This is a genomic window from Anaerolineales bacterium (assembly GCA_030583885.1).
Classification (GTDB): domain Bacteria; phylum Chloroflexota; class Anaerolineae; order Anaerolineales; family Villigracilaceae; genus Villigracilis.
This window is the reverse complement of record CP129480.1, coordinates 2,114,214-2,134,965: the sequence shown is the minus strand read 5'-3', so window position 1 is coordinate 2,134,965 and position 20,752 is coordinate 2,114,214. Positions and strand designations below refer to the sequence as shown.

At 56.3% G+C, this 20,752-nt stretch carries 19 protein-coding genes and 1 CRISPR repeat array (1 of these 20 running past the window's edge); all 19 genes read right to left on the bottom strand.

Features of this window, described 5'->3' with window-relative positions; genetic code table 11:
• Positions 1-4,586: a CRISPR direct-repeat array (repeat unit 33 nt; unit sequence GTCGCTCCCTTCATTGGGAGCGTGGATTGAAAC) (it extends 5,981 nt beyond the left edge of the window).
• 45 nt (positions 4,587-4,631) lie between these two features.
• Positions 4,632-6,095 carry a hypothetical protein gene (locus tag QY332_10665; GenBank protein WKZ38392.1) on the bottom strand — a complete coding sequence of 488 codons (1,464 nt, stop codon included), beginning with the start codon at positions 6,093-6,095 and terminating at the stop codon, positions 4,632-4,634.
• 5 nt (positions 6,096-6,100) lie between these two features.
• Positions 6,101-7,291 (bottom strand): AAA family ATPase, encoded by a 1,191-nt coding sequence (locus QY332_10660; GenBank protein WKZ38391.1) that lies wholly within the window; start codon positions 7,289-7,291, stop codon positions 6,101-6,103.
• 124 nt (positions 7,292-7,415) lie between these two features.
• Positions 7,416-7,766: a hypothetical protein gene (locus tag QY332_10655; GenBank protein ID WKZ38390.1), complete on the bottom strand. Its 351-nt coding sequence runs from the start codon at positions 7,764-7,766 to the stop codon at positions 7,416-7,418.
• Between the two features lie 62 nt (positions 7,767-7,828).
• The gene (locus tag QY332_10650; protein WKZ38389.1) at positions 7,829-8,095 is read right to left on the bottom strand and encodes a hypothetical protein; all 267 of its coding nucleotides are present in this window, start codon (positions 8,093-8,095) and stop codon (positions 7,829-7,831) included.
• Complete coding sequence (locus tag QY332_10645) at positions 8,079-8,492, bottom strand: DnaB-like helicase N-terminal domain-containing protein (GenBank protein WKZ38388.1); 414 nt, start codon at positions 8,490-8,492, stop codon at positions 8,079-8,081. The genes QY332_10650 and QY332_10645 overlap by 17 nt, the downstream gene beginning before the upstream one ends.
• A gap of 84 nt (positions 8,493-8,576) precedes the next feature.
• Positions 8,577-8,759, bottom strand: a complete 183-nt coding sequence (locus tag QY332_10640) for a hypothetical protein (protein ID WKZ38387.1) — start codon at positions 8,757-8,759, stop codon at positions 8,577-8,579.
• A gap of 336 nt (positions 8,760-9,095) precedes the next feature.
• Positions 9,096-9,590, bottom strand: coding sequence for a hypothetical protein (locus QY332_10635; protein ID WKZ38386.1), 495 nt, complete (start codon positions 9,588-9,590; stop codon positions 9,096-9,098).
• A 2-nt stretch (positions 9,591-9,592) separates the two neighbouring features.
• Positions 9,593-10,195: a 3'-5' exonuclease gene (locus QY332_10630; GenBank protein ID WKZ38385.1), complete on the bottom strand. Its 603-nt coding sequence runs from the start codon at positions 10,193-10,195 to the stop codon at positions 9,593-9,595.
• Entirely contained in the window at positions 10,188-10,508 is a 321-nt protein-coding gene (locus tag QY332_10625; GenBank protein ID WKZ38384.1) for a hypothetical protein, read from the bottom strand. Before QY332_10625 ends, QY332_10630 begins: the two co-directional genes overlap by 8 nt.
• A gap of 219 nt (positions 10,509-10,727) precedes the next feature.
• Complete coding sequence (locus QY332_10620; protein WKZ38383.1) at positions 10,728-11,003, bottom strand: Txe/YoeB family addiction module toxin; 276 nt, start codon at positions 11,001-11,003, stop codon at positions 10,728-10,730.
• Positions 10,984-11,274 (bottom strand): type II toxin-antitoxin system prevent-host-death family antitoxin, encoded by a 291-nt coding sequence (locus tag QY332_10615; GenBank protein ID WKZ38382.1) that lies wholly within the window; start codon positions 11,272-11,274, stop codon positions 10,984-10,986. Before QY332_10615 ends, QY332_10620 begins: the two co-directional genes overlap by 20 nt.
• Before the next feature lie 48 nt (positions 11,275-11,322).
• Positions 11,323-12,231, bottom strand: coding sequence for a hypothetical protein (locus QY332_10610; GenBank protein ID WKZ38381.1), 909 nt, complete (start codon positions 12,229-12,231; stop codon positions 11,323-11,325).
• On the bottom strand, positions 12,228-12,569 hold the full coding sequence (locus tag QY332_10605; GenBank protein WKZ38380.1) for a hypothetical protein: 342 nt from the start codon (positions 12,567-12,569) through the stop codon (positions 12,228-12,230). The genes QY332_10610 and QY332_10605 overlap by 4 nt, the downstream gene beginning before the upstream one ends.
• A gap of 130 nt (positions 12,570-12,699) precedes the next feature.
• On the bottom strand, positions 12,700-17,796 hold the full coding sequence (locus QY332_10600) for a helicase-related protein (GenBank protein WKZ38379.1): 5,097 nt from the start codon (positions 17,794-17,796) through the stop codon (positions 12,700-12,702).
• 208 nt (positions 17,797-18,004) lie between these two features.
• The gene (locus QY332_10595; GenBank protein WKZ38378.1) at positions 18,005-18,439 is read right to left on the bottom strand and encodes a hypothetical protein; all 435 of its coding nucleotides are present in this window, start codon (positions 18,437-18,439) and stop codon (positions 18,005-18,007) included.
• On the bottom strand, positions 18,436-18,933 hold the full coding sequence (locus QY332_10590; GenBank protein WKZ38377.1) for a hypothetical protein: 498 nt from the start codon (positions 18,931-18,933) through the stop codon (positions 18,436-18,438). The genes QY332_10595 and QY332_10590 overlap by 4 nt, the downstream gene beginning before the upstream one ends.
• A gap of 14 nt (positions 18,934-18,947) precedes the next feature.
• Positions 18,948-19,304, bottom strand: coding sequence for a hypothetical protein (locus QY332_10585; protein WKZ38376.1), 357 nt, complete (start codon positions 19,302-19,304; stop codon positions 18,948-18,950).
• On the bottom strand, positions 19,301-19,939 hold the full coding sequence (locus QY332_10580) for a hypothetical protein (GenBank protein ID WKZ38375.1): 639 nt from the start codon (positions 19,937-19,939) through the stop codon (positions 19,301-19,303). The genes QY332_10585 and QY332_10580 overlap by 4 nt, the downstream gene beginning before the upstream one ends.
• 110 nt (positions 19,940-20,049) lie before the next feature.
• Positions 20,050-20,727, bottom strand: coding sequence for a DNA repair protein RadC (gene radC / locus QY332_10575; protein ID WKZ38374.1), 678 nt, complete (start codon positions 20,725-20,727; stop codon positions 20,050-20,052).
• Positions 20,728-20,752 lie beyond the last annotated feature (25 nt).

Sequence of the window (20,752 nt, the reverse complement as noted above, 5' to 3'; positions counted from 1 at the left end):
CACACAAAGCGCTTTGTCGTGCTGTCCTCACAGTCGCTCCCTTCATTGGGAGCGTGGATTGAAACGGCGCACATCGAAGAAATATCCCGCCTGCCCGCGTCGCTCCCTTCATTGGGAGCGTGGATTGAAACAAATTGTGGATACAAAAGAAAATATTATGGTCTGTCGCTCCCTTCATTGGGAGCGTGGATTGAAACGGATGAGAAGTCGCGCACGTCGCGCGACATCTGGCGTCGCTCCCTTCATTGGGAGCGTGGATTGAAACTGAATGCAGATGAAGGCACTGGTCGCGGCGCGGCAGTCGCTCCCTTCATTGGGAGCGTGGATTGAAACACGCTTTGTTAGGCACGTTATGACATACTGACCAATGTCGCTCCCTTCATTGGGAGCGTGGATTGAAACTCGCCATGTTGGGCGATCAACGGAGCGGCAGAAAGTCGCTCCCTTCATTGGGAGCGTGGATTGAAACGAGAGGATGAAGGGAGTCCACAAAGAGGCTATGTCGCTCCCTTCATTGGGAGCGTGGATTGAAACACGTCAGAACAGGCCGAATGGTTTGCTGTGATTGTCGCTCCCTTCATTGGGAGCGTGGATTGAAACACCAAAAAGGGCATCAATCTGTCCGCGTATGTAAGTCGCTCCCTTCATTGGGAGCGTGGATTGAAACACCACTGCGCCTACTACGCAATGGGATTATCCCTCGCTCCCTTCATTGGGAGCGTGGATTGAAACGTATGATATAAAGCAGCCCGATGATACGCCTATCGCTCCCTTCATTGGGAGCGTGGATTGAAACGGCACATGGGCATTACATGGCGTGGGCAGAACCACGTCGCTCCCTTCATTGGGAGCGTGGATTGAAACACCATCAACTTTCGAGGCGATCCAGTTATCGGGTCGCTCCCTTCATTGGGAGCGTGGATTGAAACGATTGCTCGTCAGGATCGCTCGAATACATCTCGAGTCGCTCCCTTCATTGGGAGCGTGGATTGAAACAGGAATGGTAGACTCTGTGGATTGTATAATTATGTCGCTCCCTTCATTGGGAGCGTGGATTGAAACGGTTTGTCCTGTTCCGTGTGTGGCGGACAAGTAATCGCTCCCTTCATTGGGAGCGTGGATTGAAACTAAAAAGAGAATGGCATGGACGAAAAGGCGCAACTGTCGCTCCCTTCATTGGGAGCGTGGATTGAAACAGATTGTGATTCCACCAATTGGGCGGCGTTCTCGTCGCTCCCTTCATTGGGAGCGTGGATTGAAACACCGATGATTTCAATTTGCACATCACCGCGTTTGGTCGCTCCCTTCATTGGGAGCGTGGATTGAAACAGATAAGCGGATGGATACCGCCGGGAAATTACCGTCGCTCCCTTCATTGGGAGCGTGGATTGAAACTCCAGAAATGCACCATTGGCAGGTCGGAGCAGGTCGCTCCCTTCATTGGGAGCGTGGATTGAAACCCCTGGCAGGGGGATAATCGCATATTGGATGGGGTCGCTCCCTTCATTGGGAGCGTGGATTGAAACTATCTGTTGGAATCAAGCCTCCCGTCGAATGGCTGTCGCTCCCTTCATTGGGAGCGTGGATTGAAACTTCGACGGCATGACACCATTTATACGGAAAGCACGGTCGCTCCCTTCATTGGGAGCGTGGATTGAAACGTTTTGTGGAACGTATAAACCACAAAAGCCAACGCGTCGCTCCCTTCATTGGGAGCGTGGATTGAAACTTATCAGGACAACCTCGCCACGCCCAACAGGGTGTCGCTCCCTTCATTGGGAGCGTGGATTGAAACTTTGGTAAGCAGTGCGCGCATGGCTGAAATGATGTCGCTCCCTTCATTGGGAGCGTGGATTGAAACACCTACGATGCGCCAGGCTGTTACCGCTGGAGCTGCGTCGCTCCCTTCATTGGGAGCGTGGATTGAAACTGTTTTTTGGTGTAATCTATAATCAAATCAAGGGTCGCTCCCTTCATTGGGAGCGTGGATTGAAACATTTCATCCGGGACAAGTGCAGTGGGTATATAGGTCGCTCCCTTCATTGGGAGCGTGGATTGAAACCTTGCTTATTCCACAACCAGTTATCCACATGAGTCGCTCCCTTCATTGGGAGCGTGGATTGAAACTTTTGAGATAAGGACGGTAAATCTCCGATTTTTCGGTCGCTCCCTTCATTGGGAGCGTGGATTGAAACAAAGTCTATCGGACCGACATCAAAACAACTTGCTGTCGCTCCCTTCATTGGGAGCGTGGATTGAAACTCTGAAACGAATTTGACGTAATAGAGATACTGTCGCTCCCTTCATTGGGAGCGTGGATTGAAACCCGCTCAACATCGGCAGCATGTCGTGGAATCTTGTCGCTCCCTTCATTGGGAGCGTGGATTGAAACTGCCGACCTGACTGTAACCAGCGAGGGTATTTCAGTCGCTCCCTTCATTGGGAGCGTGGATTGAAACGTGGATTGCTCCATACGCCCGCAGGCAGTAGTCGCTCCCTTCATTGGGAGCGTGGATTGAAACCCCCTAAATCGCGCTCTCCGATTTGGGGGGACACGTCGCTCCCTTCATTGGGAGCGTGGATTGAAACGCCTGGTGTCCGCGCCATACCGATATGATCAGTCGCTCCCTTCATTGGGAGCGTGGATTGAAACACGTCTATGCGCGGGTCGGTGGTTTCGTGGTGGTGGTCGCTCCCTTCATTGGGAGCGTGGATTGAAACAAGTTGTATCCAACTGGCTGGACACGCGCTAGCCGTCGCTCCCTTCATTGGGAGCGTGGATTGAAACACAAATGTAATAGCCGTGCCGATGGGATATGGGAGTCGCTCCCTTCATTGGGAGCGTGGATTGAAACGAAGATTACGGCAGAGATCGCGAAGAAGTTGAGTCGCTCCCTTCATTGGGAGCGTGGATTGAAACTATCTGTTGGAATCAAGCCTCCCGTCGAATGGCTCGTCGCTCCCTTCATTGGGAGCGTGGATTGAAACCCCATGTGGATGTAAGCCATCCATCCAGTCACACCGTCGCTCCCTTCATTGGGAGCGTGGATTGAAACTTTTCCTAATGGCGGGCAAACGCGAGGGAGATAAGTCGCTCCCTTCATTGGGAGCGTGGATTGAAACGTGGCAGTTGTGCTTTGCGTGCCTCCAGACCCATGTCGCTCCCTTCATTGGGAGCGTGGATTGAAACGGGAAATCTGCAAAAGACAGGCGCGGCATGGGTCGCTCCCTTCATTGGGAGCGTGGATTGAAACGGTCCTAACAGTGTGTATCTGACTCTCCAGGAGTCGCTCCCTTCATTGGGAGCGTGGATTGAAACAAAGGCAGCGGTGTCGGCGTAAATCGCACGCTTGCGTCGCTCCCTTCATTGGGAGCGTGGATTGAAACTTTGCATACTGGGAGTTGGTTGCCCCATGTATCGTCGCTCCCTTCATTGGGAGCGTGGATTGAAACAAAGGCAGCGGTGTCGGCGTAAATCGCACGCTTGGTCGCTCCCTTCATTGGGAGCGTGGATTGAAACCTATGTTCTGGCTTGATCATTTGGAGACTTTCAGTCGCTCCCTTCATTGGGAGCGTGGATTGAAACAGCAGGTGTATATCAGCAGGCGGGTGACAAGTGGTCGCTCCCTTCATTGGGAGCGTGGATTGAAACTTTGTCCCAACCATGTCGGCGCGGTACTGGCTTGGTCGCTCCCTTCATTGGGAGCGTGGATTGAAACATACGGGTTTGACGCGGTTCGCCCGAACCTCAGTCGCTCCCTTCATTGGGAGCGTGGATTGAAACAAAACGTGCATGTAAATTCCATGCTCAACCATTGTCGTCGCTCCCTTCATTGGGAGCGTGGATTGAAACCCTCTCGCGATCAGCCCGAACAGGTCTGCATACGTCGCTCCCTTCATTGGGAGCGTGGATTGAAACAGCGCCGTGAAGAGCATCGCCAACAACAGCACCGTCGCTCCCTTCATTGGGAGCGTGGATTGAAACAATTTCAGGGCTATTTGTAGAAAGGTCTAAGATGTCGCTCCCTTCATTGGGAGCGTGGATTGAAACCTGTAAATTACAAGTAAACGTAACAAATCTGTCGTCGCTCCCTTCATTGGGAGCGTGGATTGAAACAGATGGTGCGGAAAAACGTCTGACCAACACCAAGTCGCTCCCTTCATTGGGAGCGTGGATTGAAACGCAGCTGGAGATACATTCGTCCTGGAGATCCGCAAGTCGCTCCCTTCATTGGGAGCGTGGATTGAAACTGTGACGGAGAGAGCGTTATTTACGGCAAATACCGTCGCTCCCTTCATTGGGAGCGTGGATTGAAACGCCTGGCTGGGGTTCGGTGCATACGTCAGCGCGACGTCGCTCCCTTCATTGGGAGCGTGGATTGAAACAGGTATTACAGTTCTGGACGTGGACAAGGATCAGTCGCTCCCTTCATTGGGAGCGTGAATTGAAACTAGTAAGCTGGATAATGTGACACAGGAGTCAATTAGTCGCTCCCTTCATTGGGAGCGTGGATTGAAACCCTCCCGTCATGGCTGGCAGGCCCAGATGCCCTGTCGCTCCCTTCATTGGGAGCTTGGATTAAAGCACCTTAAATACAAAAAAGCGAGGCGTTTCTGCCTCGCTTTTCGTTTTACTGTGCCAGCCGCGGGATCACCAGCGACCAGGCGGCGGCGATCTCGTCCAGTTTGTTGACATGGACGAACTTCTCCGCAAACTTGCAAACCGTGCCTTCCACCTGCTTCCTATCGTAATTGTCCACCTGCAACAGAATCGCAGAGGTGCGTTTCCGACATGCGGCAGGGATGACAGTGGGGGATAGCCCGTTGCCATCGGTAAGAAGGACGACGCGATAATCGGGGAATGTCTGCCACACCAACGGCAGCCATCCAAAGGACGTGCTGGTGCCGTTTGCGTTGGACAGGTCTTGTCCGCCGATGGTTCGGGAAAAGAAAACCTCGGCGTCAAAATCCTTGTCGTGCATCAGATACCCCTCGAACACTGCGCCGCGCACATCGCCGCCAGAGTTGCGGACAGCAATGGTCACGGCTTGGGCGGCTTTTCTGGTTTCCTGCCAGCGCCGACCCTGCATGGAACTCGAGAAATCCGCGATCAACACCACCTTTACCTTGGGCTGGGTGCGCCCGCGCGTGCCGGGTACTTCAAACGGGATCGGGTCGCCGCGCACCGCAGCAAGGCGGTTCATGCGTCCCGGACCCATCATAGTTCCGGCAGAACGCGGAACTTCCCAGCGCTTTTGGATGCTGCGACTCACCGCAAGGACATCCGCTTCAGGTGCGATGCGACCTTTCAACGCTCCAACATTGTGGTTGCAATTGTCGAAGCCGTCATAGATCACGACCGCAGATTTGAGCATTTCCGCCAACCCCTCGACGTTGCCGCTCGATACGGCGGAAGTCGGGTTCAAGTCGTCCATGCCGCCGAAGTTTCCATTGACGGGCGGCTGGCATAATTCGGGATATTCCTTCGCCAGCGAAGCGATCCTCGATGGCAGATCGGACGAGCGCAGCGACTTGAACTCATCGGCGGACTGGATGAACTTCATTACCCGCTCATCCGAGACATGATTGAGCATGATCGTGAAGGATTCGGATGTGTCGCCGCAAAAGCGTCCCACAAGCAGGGCATGGATCGCGGTGGAGAGGAAGTCCCCATCCTTATCCGCCTGCTTCAGTTCTTTCACGTAGGTTTGCTGGGACTCCCTTTTGACTGCCTCGCGCAGCCCTTGCAGGTTGGACGAGAACAGAGGGAAAATACGGACGACATTTTCCTCCAACTGGATGTCCAGCAGGAGGTTCGACACCTCGCGGTTGAAACCGGTCTGTTTCTCCACTTCCTGAATTTCGGTCAGGGGTTGGAGCCAGTGCCCCACTTCGTGGGCGAGAAGCGCCACGGCGTTCTCCATTTGATCCTTCAACGGCTGCCCTAGAAAATTCAAGGGCAATTTGACATAGGCTTTTCCGTCCGTGGACGCCGTGTCCTCGTCGGACAGGATCACGGTCGGGGATGCGAACCGGGCGATGCCGCCCATCAGGACGGACACCACCAGGTCAAGCACCTTTTGGATTTCGCTCACAGAGATCATGACGACCTCGCGCTTGTGTTGTTGAGCAGGGTGAGAAACCCCGTTGCCGCGGCAGGATCGAGCACCTGCAGGCGGGCGGCATAGCGGTCGAGGAACGAAATGTCATGCGGGTCAGTCGCGCGGGACAGCTCCCCGTACTCGATAGGGAGTGGGAGCGAGCCGTCCTTTACGCCCTTCCAACTGATCTCGATCGCGCTCTGAGCCTTTCCTTGAAACAGGGCAAGCACCGCTTCGCTGAAATCCACGCTGATGGGTTCGACGCGGCGCAGCAGGGCGCTGTCAGGAATATTGCCCCAGGGATTGGCGGCAAGCACGATCATGAGCTTTTCCGCGGGCGACCAGATTTCGCCCCAGAACGGGGCGGACGTGACCCGGATCGGTCCGTCATGGTCGATGCCCATTGCTTGTGCGATGTCCGCGTTCTTGGGGAGCAGGATGCGCATCATGCTTTCCTGCGCGCGAGGCGACAGGCGGAGAAACTCGTCGAGAAAGAGCAGGACGGGTTCCTCCATAAGTTGGACGTGCATCATGGCGGACCCGATCGGTCCGGGCAGGCGCGTGCCGTTGGGCATGATCACGCCCACCAGGTCCGAGTCCGTCCACGAATCCGCGCCAGCCATCTCGACAAAACGCGCCCCAAGAATAAGGGCCGCCTGGGAAACGGCGGATGTTTTTCCGCACCCGGTCGGTCCGACCAGGAACGGGACGCGCCCCTCCCTGACGACCGAGACCACGCGCCGCGAGAGGTCATTGACCGCATCCGCTATACGCGCGGAAAGGCGCTCGGCGAACGGCGCATTTCCATCCTGCTCCGCGGAATCCGCGCTGGGTGTGGATGTCGGAATGCTGGCGACAGGGTTCATCCCCAATACCGCAATATCCACCGTCTCCACCTCGACCCGCTTCATCAGCGCAATAAGGTGCTTGCACGGTTGGACAAGTCCATCCGCCAGCGCATACCGCTGGCGGTAGTCCTCGCAGGTGCAGGAAGCCTCGACTTTGCAATTGGGGTGGCGGTCATACGTAAGCTTGATGCTCAACTGATAGACCGCGGACACTGCTTTTACGATGCCTGTGGTCGAGGTGTCGGTCTTCCCGACGCGGACTTTCTCAGAGCGGTTTACACGCCCAATGTCGAAGCGAAATGACGTGTTCTGCGCCCTTTGGATCCAATCATAGATATACATGGGTACTCCTTGGAATTCATGGATTGACATGGTTTCCCATTCGGGAATTTGCCAGGGATGGGATCGAACCATCCTTCGCGCCTGCGCTCGGGCAATATGTCATACGGAGTCCCTTCTGTGTCGATTACACGATCTGCCAGTTTTGCGCGATCACCTCCGTGACGATCTGCCGCACCTTCATCTTTGCATATTTCTCGTCGACCTTGACGCCCTTGAGCATCGATGAAAGCGGTGTTTCCCGTTCCTCGGAGTGGATATACCCCTGGACGTGCATTTCCTGGTTGACTTGGACGGTCTGCCCTCGAAGAACGGCATCGGGCAGGACAACATTGACCAGGTCAGACAAGTTCCCGTCCTTCCGTTTGGGGTAAAAGATAGAGCGCGCCATTTGGATGCGGACAATGACGTTGTTGTCATACGTCCAGTGTTGAATGATCTTCCCCGTCAAAACGACGGAGTTGGCATGGCATGACATATTTTTTCCTTTCCTGTGAAAGATTGGGGAGGAGAGGTGTCCCTCCTCCCCATGTGATGTTGCTAGAATGGGATCGGTTCTTTGCCGAAATCCTCCAGCATGGACTCCATGATCCCGACAAGTCCAGGCGGGAGTTTGTCTGCGTGATACATGATCTCGTTGACGCGGGAATCCGGCTGTTCCTCGCGCTGCGCCTTGCAGACAGGGCATTCATCCGCGGTTACGGGATGAACATAGTTGTCGCCTTCGCACTCGCAATCCCAAAACAAGGAGCAGGTCGCAACGGGGTTTCCATTGCCGTCCATACTGAACTCAAACAAGGAACGCATGTTTGACCTCCAACGGGATTGGGGCGGGGGAGACTGCGATACGGGCAAGCCGCTCCGCTTCGCGGAGCAGTCTTTCCTTCAACGCGCCTTCGCGCACTTGTTGCGCGTACCGATAAGCATCCTGCGAGTCCTCGCAGCAGGCGATCAACCTGGTGACATAGGCAGCGCCGCCGATCTCCCGAAGGCGACCGGCTTTTTCAAGAGCGTCGATGATCTCGTTGTACTCCTTCGCGCCGCGCAGGATGACCTCGTAGATCCAGCGGTGACGGTGGATATAGAAATCCGTCGCTTCCAGTCTGACGTTCCAGATCTGATCGGGGTCGATGATGAGAGAGCCCAGCAATGACCGTTCGGCTTCGATGCGGGCGTCCAAAACTTGGGAAATGGCAGGTTTCATATCTGACCTTCCTTTCTAACTGTTTCGAAATCGCCCGCTGTGGGCGGTGGATTTTGTGGGGTGATGGCGCATCACATACCTCCATCAATCAAAAACGTCGCAGAAGGCAAATAACTCGTTGATCTGCTCCGTCTCGCCAAAGGGCGGGGGATCGCCATGATCCTCCACCAGCTCGCCGGGTTCGATCTCGACGTTGTCGTCTTCCGCCGGGAAAAACGCCGCATTGATTTCTTCCGCCAACGCGACAGTACCAGTTTGTTGTGTCATACGTACCTCCAAAAATGAAACATGAGCGCGGTCTTGCGACCGCGCTCATTTACTGTTTGGGCGGATAGACGGATACGGGTATCCCAATCTGGGACAGATATGTTTCCGTCAACCGCTTTACGTCATCCCACTTCAAGCCCCCCAAGCCGCACCCCAGCGCGGGGACAGCGAGGGATTGGAAGCCCGGCGCGTATCGCTACAGGTCCTCCCTCCATGTATTCAGGCGAATAAACAACCCGCCTGCGTTGCCCGCGTCCGGAAGACACAGGCAGCGCAGGGAGGTTGTTCAAGGGGTACAGGGAGTCGGTGAGACTCCCTGTACGATTTACCCGAAAGTTATCCGGGTTTTTGGACGATTTTTCGCGCAAAGGCGATTAGTTCCTGATTGGACAGGTCTTTGCCTTCAGCGATAAGATGAGACTGCATTTCGTCGCACAGGTCAACGAAATCGTTGTGTTCAGCGCCTGGATCGCCAACTTCATGCAGAATGTCCGTCAAGGCGCGTCCAGCGCGGGCGGACAATTCCCATATGCCGGGAAACCCAGAGCATGTTTCTTCCAGCTCATAGTACTTATCTGAGCCGTCCATTTGCAGCAGGGCTGCGATCGCCGCAGACGCATGAGCAACATCGTGGCAGTAGTTCTGGTATAAGCGTGAGCGTACCTCAAAGCGTGCGGGCTCAGGATTGGGAGAGCGAACCTGTTCCACCATCACATCGACGCCAATCTTGATCACCTCGCCATCCTCAAGGGTGATGAGCCAGCCGCCGCCAAAGTTTGTTGCAGGCTCGACATTTACGGCGGTGCGGGATTTCAGATAAGACAGGTCCATGATTATCCTCCTGCCATCTTCCTGATGACTTCGAGGGTGGCAAAACAATCCCCGAGCGCGGAGTGGTCGCCGCCCGTCAGCATGGGCCAGCGGAAGTTCTGGTAATACTCGTTCCAGTCGCCAACAAAATCGGCATACCGCAGCATGGCGCATTCCCACCGCTGGGGCGTCAGGGGGATCGTGGTGCTGAAGCGGGCGATGGACTGCGCGATCATGCGCGTGTCATACGCCTTGTTGTAGATCACGAGGATCCTGCCTTCCACGATCCAGGCAAGTTCCTTGTAGCGCTCGAAGAAGTTCGGTGCACCTTTCACCATATCGTCGGTGATATGGTGAACTGCAGTCGCCTCGGGCGGGATACGCTTTGACGGAGCGCAAAACAGATTGTCCATCAATACCTTCCCGCCTCCGTCGATCGCGCCGATCTGGACGATCTCATCGTCCTGCCCAAGACCGGTCGTTTCCGTGTCCAGGATCAGCCAGTTTTCGCCGGGCGCTTCGAGCAAGCCCCGCGCCCATAGAATCGATTCCAGGCGGGCTTTCTCCGTATATTCCCGAAACTCAGGCGTGCCGGGGGACAGGCGTTTGGCGACAAAACTAGCCATGCCGCGCCTCCGACATATCCCGCAGCAGGTCTTCATTGTCCAGGCTTGCGGCGGCGTCCCACTTGTCGCGGTCCATGCCCGAACATTGCGCCAGGGCATCCTTGACGGCGGTGGTCAGGTCAAGCTCGCTCAAATAGGCAATCACGTTTTCCGTAATCGCTTCGGCGAGTTCCTGCGCTTCAATATCGTTCATGTCCGGGTCGATCTTCTCCAAACAGGCAAGAATATCCTCCGGGGAAAAACCGATGCAGATCGGCAGGTTTTCGAGAAGCGCAGCGCGTGTCGCGTCGTTCAATTGAATGGTGTTTGTCATAGCGACATACCTCCGTTGAGATTTGATGTGCATGCGGTCAAACGAACAGACCGCATCGTCTGTCATGGATGGTTCCAGAACAGATGACGCGGGCGGTACCTTGTTTGTCATGCATGCAGATCAGGATCAGGGAGGGCGTGTGTATAGCCCTCCCTCTTTGGAATTGAAAAAGGTAGGGGCGTGTCCGCCTCTGCCTTCTACCTCCAGGTACATTGTCGTTTATTTGGAATAGTGGTATCTCGCCTGTAGAAAATCGATCCGATCTTCACGCACGAGATATACAATGCGATGTTCCTGCGTCAGCCGCCTGGACCAACAGCCTGGCGCCATGTACTTCAACGGCTCAGGCTTGCCAATGCCGTCAAACGGATCGCGCAGGATTGCCTCGATCAAGTCGAGGACGCGCAACGCCAGCTTGCGGTCGGTCTCGACCCAGTGACGCACGTCTTCGATGAACTCTTCCTGAAAGACTGCTTCACGCTTTTTCTTCTTCAAGTCCCACCTCGCGGCGTAGGTCTTCGATGGATTGCGGTTTTCCCTTTTGCTTCAATGCCCGCGCCAGGGCGGAAAGAAGCCGGTCCGCGTTTTGAGGGGAACGCAGAAGGTAGGCGGTTTCGGTCAGGCTGGCCAGCTCATCCGCCGCGATCATGGCAACATCCTCGGCGCCGCGGCGCTGGATGATGACCACCTCGCGGTCCTCTGTCACGCGGTCGAGCAGGCTGGCAAACTGCTCACGCGCGCTGGTGTAGGTAAATTCAATCGTCATGGACGGTTCTCCGTTGTACAGGGTTACTGTACAACATTATACCTCCTTTCAATCGGTTTTATATGCGGGCAAGGCCCAGACTCCGCGCTCGACGTTCACGCAGGTTTCCTGTACCACGCGGCGCACGATCGCCCGCCAGTCAATGCCGCGCCGGGCGGCGGTTTTCACACGGGCATGATTCTGCACCGCTTCATACAGCTCAGCGAGGGGTGCGCGATTGCCGCGCTCGATGAGGGCGGTCCACACGATTCCCTGCCAGGTCTGCCCCGTGACGCCGTGCTGATCCACGTCCTCGGTCGAGGAGCGCCGCACCGTCACCATCCACGCCAAGGCATACTGCTTGGGCTTCTGCGTGACGATGACATACTCGTGCAGGATGCGCGGGTCGCGGAAATTACTGTAGGCGTGATTCTCGAACTTCGTGTTGTGCTGCAACTTGATCAGCATCTGGCGCGGTTCGCCGTACCAGCGGTAATCGCGCTGGAGCGGATACAACACGCCCTTGCGTTTCACGTCGCCAACCAGGATGACCAGATGCCCGCCGGGGCGCAGCGCCTGGTAGCCCGCGTAGTGTGCGATGTCCATCTTTTTGATGAACATCTCGTAATCGGGACAGCGGGACAGATCATCGGGGTGGGGTGACTTGCCCCACATATTCCCGGAATAGGGAATGATGTCATGGTAGGGATCGTGGAAAAAGACCAGGTCCGCCATGCCGGGGAATTCGCCGTTCAGGACGTTGAACCCGCTGTGCAGGTCGGACTGCCAGAAGGGGATGCCCATCCGTTTCGCCACGTCGCCGGTGGTGCCTGACCCGCACATGGGATCGAAGACCATCTTCGGCTTGAGCCACAGGAACAGGTCTTCGCTCAGACGGGGGGAATGATTCCCGCGCCATTTGGCGGAGCCGCCAACACCGCGATCAGGATAGGAGAGAACGGTCGAGGATGCGGTCATGCTGCGCCTCCCGCATACGCTTCCGGGCAGCAGACAAAGCAATGCGTCCCGTCTTCGTTCCAGCAGTTCTCGCACAGCCTCAATTCGCCGCGATCGCTTATCCAACCTCTGCGGACAGCGATCCCCACGATCCATTCGGGGGTGTTGGCGTAAAAGCGGTGATATCCGATTGCATGGTCGTGGTACTGCCAATTGTTGACCGCAGCGTGATCGCCAACATTCTCATAGTGACGTGCGGACGGCAAGCCGCCTCCATGTTTTCGTTGCCACTCCTGATCACGCCTTCTGCACGCTTGAATGTGCGCGGCGCGATCGGCAGGCGTCTTTATTCTTGCCATAAGGCATACCTCCAAAGATGTAGTGTCACCGCGTAAAGCGATGACGCGAACCCTCCCAACAAGAAGGACTCGTGTCATTGCTTTACAAAAAAGGAACAGGGAGGCGGGGTACGCCTCCCTGTTCGGGTTGTTACTTGCGGCGCTTCCGCTGCGGCTGGGGAGCTGCGGCGGCATCGCCAAAGAGCGACAGTTGTATGGTCGCCCCAAATTCGTACTGCGCTTGCAACCGTTTGATCTCCCTGGCAAGCGCTTCCAGCGACTCGGCATCGGCAGGCATGACCTGCGTTACCGCATCCGCCTCGACATCGTCGAAGCGGGACAGGACAGACGGTTCGCGCATCATCTCCTGCATCGAGAGGACGGCTTTGATCACCTCACGGGAGGCGATCCCGCGCAGGCGTTCCGAAATTGCTTTTGGCGCAGGATCGTTCATCAGGGACTGAACCGCCTCGATGATCTCCCGCTTTTCATCTTCCGGATTTGCCTGGCGCAACCTGGCAGCCGCGGCAGGCTGGCTTTCACCGCCGCCGTCCGCGCTCAATTCCTTTTCAAGTTCGGACAACTCCTCGCAGAGTCTGTTGAACTTCTCCTGGTGTTCCCAGGGCTGCGCGAGCGCTTCCTCATACGTGGAAATGTCGCGTTCCCATGCCTGAATGGTCGCCTCGGTTTCAGTAAGATGCTTATCCATTCTTTTGAGAGCATGGTCCAGGCTGCGGGTGATGCCCACATCGTCATTCCCCGCGAAGGGAATGGTCTTTCCATTCACATCGATGTAGGTGTACGGCTGCGGGTCCTTCGGGTCGATGCGGTTGTCGATCGAGCAAAACAACGTTTGACCGCGATACGTTCCAAGCGGAACGTCCCCGCCGCCGCGCAAACACTTTGCGACAGCCTGCGCCGCCAGCGCTTTGAGACGCTTGCCAGCGTCCTCGCGCCTGGCAAGCACATCCGTTTTGGAATGATCCCAGACATCATGCAACTCGATGCGAAACTCCTCCGCAGCGGATTCGTCCCGCATGCGGATCGCCTCGCGAAAGGCTTCCGCCAGTTTACGTTCCCCATCGATCCCGCCTTGTTTGAAGCGCAGGTCGTTTTTCAGGGAAAACTGCGAGCCATGCCAGGAATCGTACAACGCTTTCATACGCTGCCATTCCGCCTCCAGCGTGATCTTGCGCATGATCTTGGGGTTGCCCGAAGCCAGCGCCTTGATCTCGGAAAAGGTCAGAACGGTGTCTCCGATGTCATCCACCTCGCGGTCGGTCAAACTACCCGACATGATCTGAGCGATGAACGACGCTTTGTTTTCAAGAAGCTGCCAGGTGTATCCGTCGAAGGAGCCTGACAGCACATGCACGAATTGATACACCGTCGGGAAGAGATTCCCCTGACGGAGCATGCGTCCCAGCTGCTGTTCGAGGTCGCCAGGGCGCCAGGGCGGGGTCATGTGATGGACCGCAACCAGACGTTCCTGAACGTTCAATCCAGTCCCCATCTTCTCGTTCGAGCCGATCAGGATGCGGATCCTGCCCGCGTTCACAGCGTTGAACAGTTCGGCGCGCGCTTTTTCGTTCTTCGCATCGTGGATAAAGGCGATCTCCTCCGCTGGCACGCCGCAGCGAACCAAACGGTCGCGGATCACGCCGTACAGGTTTTCGGTCAGGCGGGCTTCCTGCTCTGTTTCGACAGGCGCATCGGACGACTCATCATCATCTTTCCTGACCGCCTTTGCTTTCGGCACGCCCAGGTCGCAGAAGATCAACTGCGTTCCCTTGACGGGATCGGTCGCCTCGCAGATCAATGCCGCGAGGGAGGTCAATCCATCCACCTTGGGCATCTCCGCGTCCGGGGACGCGGGAATGACGAGACTCAGATCGGCGGCAGCCTTGCGGCCGTCGCTGGTGATCATAAGCATGTTGTCTTCCTCGGGACGAACCCTGCCGCTGCGCACCTTCTCGGCGCGTTCCGCCAGCGTTTTCACAAAGTCGATCAATTCCTGACCGGCGAAGGAAACCGCCTTGACCGGCTTGCCGCCATGGAGGTCGGGACGCTGGATCTCGGCAGGGTCGACGCGGCGCATGTCCGCCGCCTGCAGCCAGAGCTGCATCAATTCCGTCATGTTGACGAACTTGCGGAAGCGGGTGTTCATGCGAAAACCCGAACCATCGGGGGTCATTTCCAGGCCGGGTTCCGCGAGGGCAAATTGACGCGCCCAGGCATCGAACTGGTGGAGTCCCATCGAACGCAGCGTATCCATCTGGAAGTACCGCTGCATGGTGAACATTTCCGCGATGGTGTTGGTGACAGGCGTGCCGGTCAGCCCGACAAACTTGCCTCCGTTCTTGATCAGCCACCTGGACTTTACGAACATGTCGAACGCCCGCTGGCTGTCCGTATTGGTCAGCCCCGCGATGCGGGTCATGCGGGTGTTGAAATACAGGTTCTTATATGCGTGAAACTCATCCACGATCAAAAGGTCAACACCCAGCTCCTCGAAGGCGAGGGTCTTTTCGCTGTCCTTGTCGAACAGGTCAAGGTCCTTCATCTTCTTCTCGAAGCGTTTCAAGGCTTTCTCGACCTCTTTTTGAGAACGGGATGATTTACCCTTATTCTGCGCCTTGATCTCCAACAGGTATTCCTCGAGTTCGGCGATCTGTTCCGTGAAGAACTCGCGCTTACTCTGCAAAGACACCGGCAGGAGTTTGAAGGACGAGAACGGGACCAGGATCAGGTCCCAATCGTTGGTCGCCACACGACTCAGGAATTCCGGGCGTTTCTCTTTCGAGAGGTCGTCGGGGGAGGGGATCAACAGGTTTGCGCCCGGGTAGGCCACCTGCATCGCCGCCTGCCAGTTGACCAGCGTGTGGTTCGGGACGACGATCAACGCCTTGGACGTAAACCCAAGGCGTTTGGACTCCATCGCCGCCACGATCGCGGTGAGCGTCTTGCCCATGCCCACTTCGTGACCGACAAGTGCCGTTTGATTCTGGATAATCCGCCAGGCGGCATCGCGCTGGTTGGAGCGCAGTTTGATCGAGGTTGCCAGCCCGGGCGTGGACAGATGCGATCCGTCATAACGGGGAGTACGCACGCTGTTGAATTTTTCGTTGTACAGTTCCGTCAGCCGCTTTGCACGGTCGCCGTCCTGCCACAGCCACTTCTCGAACTCATCCTTGATCTCAAGGAGTTTCGCCTGGGCTGCAACGGTTTCCGACTGGTTGACCGCGCGGTCCTCCCCGTAGCCGTCATAAATGACGACCTCGCGGGAGTTCAAACCGTGCTTGACCAGGTCCACCGTGTTGATGCGGGACGTGCCCCACTTCTGGTGGTACAACTGCCTGCTGACGTGATGGAGGCGCTCGGCCTCGACATCCCAGGTTGCAAGAGGCTCGATGTAGGACACGGTGAACACACCGCAATCGAGCAGGTGATACAGGAAATCAGCGATCACATCGGTTGGAATCCAACCTGCACCCAAAGGGGCGCGGATATCGCCAGCCTGCACCGTCAACGGCAGGGCGCTTTCCAGCGCCGCGACGTTCTCTTGAAATTTGGCGTCGTATTGCGCCGCGGCTTCCGCCTGGCGCAGTTTTTCGCGCACGTTCCCGGAAAGGTACTGTTCGGATGTCTGCCACTCCTGCGCCTGGGGATCGAGGTAAATCACGCCGCGCAATTGCTCGACGGCTTCCTGTTCCGTGATACCCGCAGAAGCGGCGATGAAATGCAAATCCACCTTGCCCGTGCGGTCGAGCGACAACAGGAGCGCGTCGGACGCGCTGACCTGTGCCGCGCTGCCAAAGGCGCGGACGGTGGACTGGAAAAAGATGCCCGCCTTGGAATACCCAAAATCGTCCTGGTTTTCCAGCGCCTTCAGGAACGGAGCTTCCGCGCCGTTCTTCAGGTGGCGGATGTTTTCCTTCTTGTTGATATATCCATGTTTTGCGACAAACGCATCGTACAGGCGGTTGAGTACATCGCGCAGCACGGCGGCGTTCGCGTCCCCGCGGGTTTCCGCGCGGATCAACCGCTTGGCCACGCCATGGATTTCCATGATCGCATTAGCGATCGGCGACTCGGACTGCTGCGAGGAAAGCACATTGTCGTCTGCGAATACGCTCAGCGGCTTTTTCGCCGCTTCTTCAGGCTGGGAAAACTCCAGGGGGGACAACCCGCCATAAATGCGGATCATCTCGGCGGGAATATCCCTGCCAGCCGTCAGGACGGTGTAGCCGTCCCCGTGATACATGCGGCCTTCCATTGCCGGTTCCCCGATAATGTGGTCGGGGTGGTCAACGTAGTACTGGTTGACGTTGACGGCGTAAGAGCCGATCCGCTGGGGCGTTGTATAAACCCAAGCCGCCTGTTTGGGGTCCTGCATGGTTTCCCGCTTGCGCAGGAGCAGGACATCCGTGATCACCTTCGTACCCGCGTTCTCGAGGAATGCGGTCTCAGGCAGGCGGATGGCGGACAACAGATCGAAACGCGCTGCCAGCCATTCACGGAATCGGGTTGCAACCTTGTCCATTGTATAGCGGGAGGTGATATAGAACATCACGCCGCCCGGCTTCAACAACGACCAGGTGTTCGCGAAGAAGAAGTCGTGGATGGGATCGGTCAGGCTGCGGGGGAGCTTCCTGCTGGAAACGCCGTAATCCCCGAAGGGAACGTTGGACATTGCCAGGTCGAAAAAACCGTCAGGCAGATTGGCGTCCTCGTACCCGCTGTTGATCACAACGGAGGAAGGGTGCAGCACCTTAAGGATCAGGCTGGTCAGCGAGTCAAGCTCGATCTCCGTCCAGCTGATCGCGTCCCGCAATCCTGCGGGGGCCATGGATTTGAAATGCCCGATCCCCGCCGAAGGGTCGATGACTTGCATGTGGCGCGAGCCGAAGCCCAGCGCCTGGACCGCCTTCCACATCGAGGCGATCACACCCAGCGACGTGTAGTGGGCGTTCAGGGAGGAGCTGCGCACGGAGCGCATTTCCTCCTCGGTAAGCAGGTCTTCGAGTTCATGCACGCGGTTGGCAAGACGCGAGTCTCCCCAGCCAACATACCGCGACAACACTCCCAATTCTTCGGAAATGGTGTCGCGCCCGGTCAAGGCGACATCCTTTGCGATCTGGATGGCTCTCCGGTTGTTCTCGAAGCGCGTGGATGGATTTCCCAGGTCAAGAGCATGACCGTCCGGGAAATAGAAAACGTTCCCCAAAGGGGATGCTATTTGCGCCATGATTGGCATACCTCCAAAAGAATTTCGGCAGTAAAGACCGCCCGCCCGATCACTCCACAGGAATGAGCAGGCGGGCAGCCTCAAGCGCAAAAACGACCTCTATTTCGCGCTGCTGCAAGCGGCAGCGCTGGATGTAGGCAAAAAATGTAGGGGGGAACTTTGACGCACAGGCTGGGGATCCCCAGCCTGTGCTTTTATTTAGAAGGCGTTACCTTCCAGAGAAATTCCAGTCACGCGGGGAGCCGCGCAGCCAGACCACATGCCCGTGTTCGTTCACAAGCACGCACTTCGTAATCTCGTAACCAGCCGTCTCGCGGTCTTGCAGCCAGGCTTCCGCCGCGCCCAAATCGTCCACAGGCATACAGCCGTCGTCCTCGATGTTTCTCTCATGATAGAGCGGATCTCGATGACGATAACCGATGCTGTAATGAGGCAGGGGAGCGTGGGGATGGTATGGATTGTCGCCTTCATTCGGGTCCAGGTAGTATCCGCAAACAAGGCAGTACCAGAAATTCTCCCCGTCATCCTGAGACATTTCAAAGGACTGGCAGCGCGGACAGAGATCCGCGATCTCGTCCATATCAAAGGAAACGGACTGATCCAAAGCCGCCTGAGCTGCATCGAAGACATCCTCCGGAATCATTTCGCCACCGCCTTTCTGAGCCATTCGGGAAGGAACGGATCGAGCAATTCAAGGAATCCGAATTCGCGGCTGTCATATTGCGACGGACAGTAGTCCCGCCAGACTTTCAGGCGGAACGATCCCCAGCGCTCGACAACCAGGTGAGGCGTCTCCATATGGTCGCCTTCCTCGAAGTTCTCCTCGTATCGCTCGTTCATCTGCTCAAGAGTCATCAATCCGAGCGGCGTTTCCGTCTCGCAGCAGCATAGTAGATTGTCGGGGGAGCCGCTGCAGCCACACGTTGCTTCCAGCCAGTACGCCTCCAAACCGAAGAGGAAGGTTTCGTACTGGTGCAGGTTGCGGTTCAGGATGTTGGCGATCTTCCAGGTGAACATATCCCAGAACAATCGAAGCAGCAGGGACCGATCGACCACAAATGCGGCGTGGGTGGGTTTGGTGGTCCACTCGTCGCAGTTGGTCAGGATGGTTACAAAAACGTTTTTGTCAGGTTTCATGACATACCTCGCTGTTAGAAAATCTGACCGCCGTTGAAGGACATTTCCCAGCCGGTATCCCCCGCTTCGCGCAGGATGATATGTGACGAGTAGATGGCTCCAGAAACGGTCAGGATGATTTGGTCAGGCGTCTCCTTCACGCCCATAATACGCAGCCAGCCGGGAAAGGTGATCCATTCCCTCCACAGCTTCGCGGGCGATCCGAGAAAGTTGCGCGTTTCCAGGCTGATCAACATGGCGCTTCCGTCTGAAAAACGGAACCTCGCAGCGCTTTGAGTAATGTACAACCCTGTCAATTCCCTCCCGCACATTTCATCGTGAAGCGTCGAAGGGCGGTTCGAGGGGAATATTTGTTTGATCCATGCGATCATTTCGTTTCTTTCTGGATGCGCATGAGCCGTTTACGCAGATCGAAAAGCGGCTTGATGTCCACTTCCACCATCCGTTTGAGTCCCCGCTTCAAGGAGCGGCGGATCTCAGAGTCGAAGGCGGATGATTCGCTGTCCATCTCCAGTGTTTTCTCGATGGTGTGAAAATCGTCGAGGTGGATCGCAACCAGCACAACCTTTCCGCGGTAGGCATAAAGCGCCGTCCATAACTCGTGCAGGACGGACAGAACCTCGGATACCAGACGGGGAAAAGAGGGAAGCACGCCCGCATTGTGGAGTTGTGTGCAACTTGCATGTTTTTTCTTCGACTTCCCAAGTTTCCCGATCAGGTCGGAGATATCCATCAACGGTTTGAGATTGAACAGACTTTCATCGTCACGCACAAACTCGATATGCACGAATTCGTGCCAGTCGTGTTCGCAGCCGTCGAGGATTTGCAAGCCAGCTTCAAGCGGAAAAAAGTGTCCATCTTCATCCAGTAAATTCTCGCGGATGGATCTCTCCGCTTTCGATTCGGTCAAGCCTTTTTTATTGGAAAGCAGAACCGTGTCGCGGGTTTTCCAGTTCCCATCATCGCGGTGCATGTACTGAAGGATGAACCATTCTTTGTCGTTCATGACATACCTCCAAGAAAGTTTCAGGGCAATCTTGCCTGCCCTCGTCTGTCTCCCGTCACAGACAAGGAAAGGCAAAAATACGCTGGAGGGGGGATGCCCCTCCAGCCTGTCTATGTAAAACCAAGTCCACGCTCTTTGAGAGATGCCCATCGACCATCACTGCCGATGACCAGGTGGTCCAGCAGCGTGATATCCATCACCTTGCAGGCCTGCACAAGCAGTCGGGTCACAGTGACATCCTCCGGCGAAGGCGTCGGATCGGTGGATGGGTGGTTATGCGCAATAATGATTTGCGGTGCATTGCGTCGTATTGCAGGCGCAAGAATTTCCGCCGGGCGAATGGAGATATTCCCCACGCATCCGATATAGACTTCCTCGATCGCGATGACATGGCTGCGTGTGGACATCAGCACCACACGGAAATGTTCCTTCTCCAGAATGGACATTTCAGGCATCAACAACGCCGCGGCGTCCGCCGGACTGTTGATCACGGTTTGGGCGGTTTTGGGACCCAACACAATGTTGAGCCGCGCTGCCGCCTTGATGCGCCTGGCAGCCTGCGCGCCCACGCCCTTGACTCTGGATAGTTCCTCCACGGTTGCCTGGTTGATTTCCGTCAGGCTTCCGCGGTAGAGGGACAACAGTTCCTCGGCAGCCTCTATTTGGCGTTGTCCGCCAATCAGGACAGCGAGGATATCGGCGGCGGTGCACGACTGTGTTTGATACGTTACGCGGTACGAGGGGGTGTCCTCCTCCCGCAGTATGGACATTCTTGTTTGCGTGTTCACGCTTACCTCCATAAGAAAACGGGAT

Coding starts and splice junctions, on each gene's coding strand:
- QY332_10660 (WKZ38391.1), bottom strand. CDS start 7,291: ATGTATATCTATGATTGGATCCAAAGGGCGCAGAACACGTCATTTCGC.
- QY332_10655 (WKZ38390.1), bottom strand. CDS start 7,766: ATGTCATGCCATGCCAACTCCGTCGTTTTGACGGGGAAGATCATTCAA.
- QY332_10650 (WKZ38389.1), bottom strand. CDS start 8,095: ATGCGTTCCTTGTTTGAGTTCAGTATGGACGGCAATGGAAACCCCGTT.
- QY332_10645 (WKZ38388.1), bottom strand. CDS start 8,492: ATGAAACCTGCCATTTCCCAAGTTTTGGACGCCCGCATCGAAGCCGAA.
- QY332_10640 (WKZ38387.1), bottom strand. CDS start 8,759: ATGACACAACAAACTGGTACTGTCGCGTTGGCGGAAGAAATCAATGCG.
- QY332_10635 (WKZ38386.1), bottom strand. CDS start 9,590: ATGGACCTGTCTTATCTGAAATCCCGCACCGCCGTAAATGTCGAGCCT.
- QY332_10630 (WKZ38385.1), bottom strand. CDS start 10,195: ATGGCTAGTTTTGTCGCCAAACGCCTGTCCCCCGGCACGCCTGAGTTT.
- QY332_10625 (WKZ38384.1), bottom strand. CDS start 10,508: ATGACAAACACCATTCAATTGAACGACGCGACACGCGCTGCGCTTCTC.
- QY332_10615 (WKZ38382.1), bottom strand. CDS start 11,274: ATGACGATTGAATTTACCTACACCAGCGCGCGTGAGCAGTTTGCCAGC.
- QY332_10610 (WKZ38381.1), bottom strand. CDS start 12,231: ATGACCGCATCCTCGACCGTTCTCTCCTATCCTGATCGCGGTGTTGGC.
- QY332_10605 (WKZ38380.1), bottom strand. CDS start 12,569: ATGGCAAGAATAAAGACGCCTGCCGATCGCGCCGCGCACATTCAAGCG.
- QY332_10600 (WKZ38379.1), bottom strand. CDS start 17,796: ATGGCGCAAATAGCATCCCCTTTGGGGAACGTTTTCTATTTCCCGGAC.
- QY332_10595 (WKZ38378.1), bottom strand. CDS start 18,439: ATGATTCCGGAGGATGTCTTCGATGCAGCTCAGGCGGCTTTGGATCAG.
- QY332_10590 (WKZ38377.1), bottom strand. CDS start 18,933: ATGAAACCTGACAAAAACGTTTTTGTAACCATCCTGACCAACTGCGAC.
- QY332_10585 (WKZ38376.1), bottom strand. CDS start 19,304: ATGATCGCATGGATCAAACAAATATTCCCCTCGAACCGCCCTTCGACG.
- QY332_10580 (WKZ38375.1), bottom strand. CDS start 19,939: ATGAACGACAAAGAATGGTTCATCCTTCAGTACATGCACCGCGATGAT.